The 2406-nt window shown below is 74.1% G+C and carries 2 protein-coding genes; both read right to left on the reverse strand.

All coding sequences use genetic code 11. The annotated features are described in order from the left end of the window. Nucleotides 1-1128, reverse strand: a 1128-nt coding sequence (locus CCN39_RS19575; RefSeq protein ID WP_143264084.1) for a putative glycoside hydrolase family 15 protein, incomplete at its 3' end; no start/stop codon positions are given. Next, nucleotides 1110-2406 (reverse strand): exopolysaccharide biosynthesis polyprenyl glycosylphosphotransferase (locus tag CCN39_RS19580; protein ID WP_086844001.1); only part of this gene is annotated, 1297 nt, incomplete at its 5' end. The genes CCN39_RS19575 and CCN39_RS19580, both read right to left, overlap by 19 nt.

Here is a 2406-nt window from a genome sequence, read left to right on the forward strand (position 1 = left end):
CGTCGGGTTCACCGCGACCCAGCCGTGGCTGAACGTCCGGCTCCAGACGCCGTTGGGCAGCCGGCTCGCCGCGTCGACCGCCTCGCCCAGCCCGGAATCCTGCAGCGTCGACCACTCCGGGTCGCGGTAGTCGTCCGTCGTCGCGCGGGTCCAGCACGTGCGCGGGCCCGCCAGCAACGCCGCGCTCGCGTAGCCGGAACGCTCCTCGCGCGCGTTGTGCGTCCGCGTCACCAGCAACAGCAAGGACTCGCCGAGGGCGGCCTGCGCGCGCAGCTCCTGGAACTCGTTGCCGCGGAAGGTCAGCAGGCCGCCGGTGCCGCCGTTCTCGCGGAACCCGAAGTTCTCCTCCATCGCGCCGCCGAAGCGGGAGTGCGCGGTCCAGCGGCCCGGCACCAGGTGCGTCTCGGACACGTTGGGCACCAGGAGCTTGTTCGCGTTCGTCAGGGCGTCGCCGGCCTTGGCCAGGAACGCGTCCAGGCCGTCGCGGAGCTTGCGGTCGGTCTCCGCGACGTTCGCCGTGCCCGCCAGCACCGCGGACGAGTAGTGGCTCAGGGAGTTGAAGTCGTTGTCCGCGAGCACGCCGTCCCAGCCCTCGCGCTTCACTTCCGCGACGACGGCGTCCGTCCAGGCCTGCTGGTAGTCCGGGTTCCACACCGTCATCTGCCAGTGCTTCGGGTAGCCCTGCCACTCGATCCGCCGGCCCTGGACGTCCTGGGCGAACCAGTCCGGGTGGTGCTCCTGCGCGGCGACGTAGCCGATGCCGCTCGGCAGGAACACCGCGTCCTGGCCGCCGTCGACCGCGCCCTGGTAGTTGCGCGTGCTCGAGAGGTCCTTGTACACCAGCACCTTCACCCGCGGGTTGAGCTGGTGCAGGCGCCGCATGGCCGCGCCCTGGTCGGCGTTGAGCACGACGACCTGGTAGCGCTTGGCCGCGAGCTCGATCTCCTGTGACGTCGGCGGCTGGCCGATCCCGTACCACCACGCGCAGGGCGCGAGGGGTTTCGGCGGCGGCGCCGCGAGCTCCTGCGCCGAGCTGGCGACGCAGCCGGTCAGGCAGGTCGCCAGCAGCACCGCCGCGGCCGTCCAGGACGCCGTCGGGTGACGGCGGATCAGCGTTGCCTTCGGCACAGCAGTTCTCCCACCGTGAGGATGATGATCTTGACGTCGAGCCACAACGACCAGTTCGCGATGTAGTAGTTGTCGTAGCGCGCCCGGTCCGCGATCGAGGTGTCCCCGCGCAGGCCGTGCACCTGCGCCAGCCCGGTCAGCCCGGTCGGCACCCGGTGCCGGGCCCAGTACAGGTCGTGCACGGCGGAGAACTCGTGCACGAAGACCGGGCGCTCCGGACGCGGGCCGACCAGCGACATGTCCCCGCGCACCACGTTCCACAGCTGCGGCAGCTCGTCCAAAGAGGACCGGCGCAGGAACCGGCCGACCGGGCCGACCCGGTGGTCCCCCACGACCGACCAGCGCGTCTGCGAATCGTCGACGGCGGCCTGCCGCACGCTCCGGAGCTTGAAGAGCACGAACGTGCCGCCGTCCATGCCGACCCGCACCTGCCGGAAGAAGACCGGGAACCCGCTCTCCACCGCGACCGCGAGCGCGCAGACCGCGATGACCGGGGCGAGGACGACGAGCGCGGCCGCGGCCAGCGTCGTCTCGACCGCGCGCTTGACCCACCAGCTCGGCCGCCGGGTCGGCGCGCCGCCCAGCCACACCAGCGGGTAGCTGCGCAGGCGGTCGACGCCCGGGCCGTCCGGGCAGAGCTCGAACAGGTGCGGCAGCACCAGGGTGACGCACCCGAGGCGGTGCGCGGTGATGGCGGCGTCGACGATCGCGCGGTCCCGGTCGTCGGCCGGGGCGAGGATCACCGTGCCGGCGCGCAGCCGGGCGACGGCGCCGGCGAGGTCGCCGTCGATCCGCTCGACCGGCAGCCCGGACGGCACCGGCTCCCGGCCGGACGCCGCGATGCCGACCGGCAGCAGCCCGAACTCGGGGTGCTCCAGCATGGTGCGGACCAGTTCCCCGCCGATCCGGCCGGCCCCCACGACGACGGCCCGGTCGCAGCGCCGCAGCCGCCGGCGCCCCCACCGGCCGAACGCGAAGACGGCCGGGCGGACGGCTTCGCTGAGGACGGCGAAGCACAGCACGACTTCCTGCATCCGCGCCGTGTCGTCGCCGTCCATCCCGGCCAGCAGCCCGAACCCGGTGACGAGCGCGAACGCCAGCGCGGTGGCGGTGACCGAGCGCGGGAGGTCCTGCAGCCAGGACAGCCAGAGCCGGCGGCGGTGGACGCGGCCGGCCACGCGCGCCCCCGCGAGGGCCACGGCGGTCACCGCCGCGCACGCCGGGCCGGGGCCGGTCCGCAGCACCGCGGTCAGCCAGGCGGCGCCGTCGACGGCGCCG

The organism is Amycolatopsis kentuckyensis (assembly GCF_002155975.1).
In the GTDB taxonomy this organism is placed as follows: Bacteria; Actinomycetota; Actinomycetes; order Mycobacteriales; family Pseudonocardiaceae; genus Amycolatopsis; species Amycolatopsis kentuckyensis.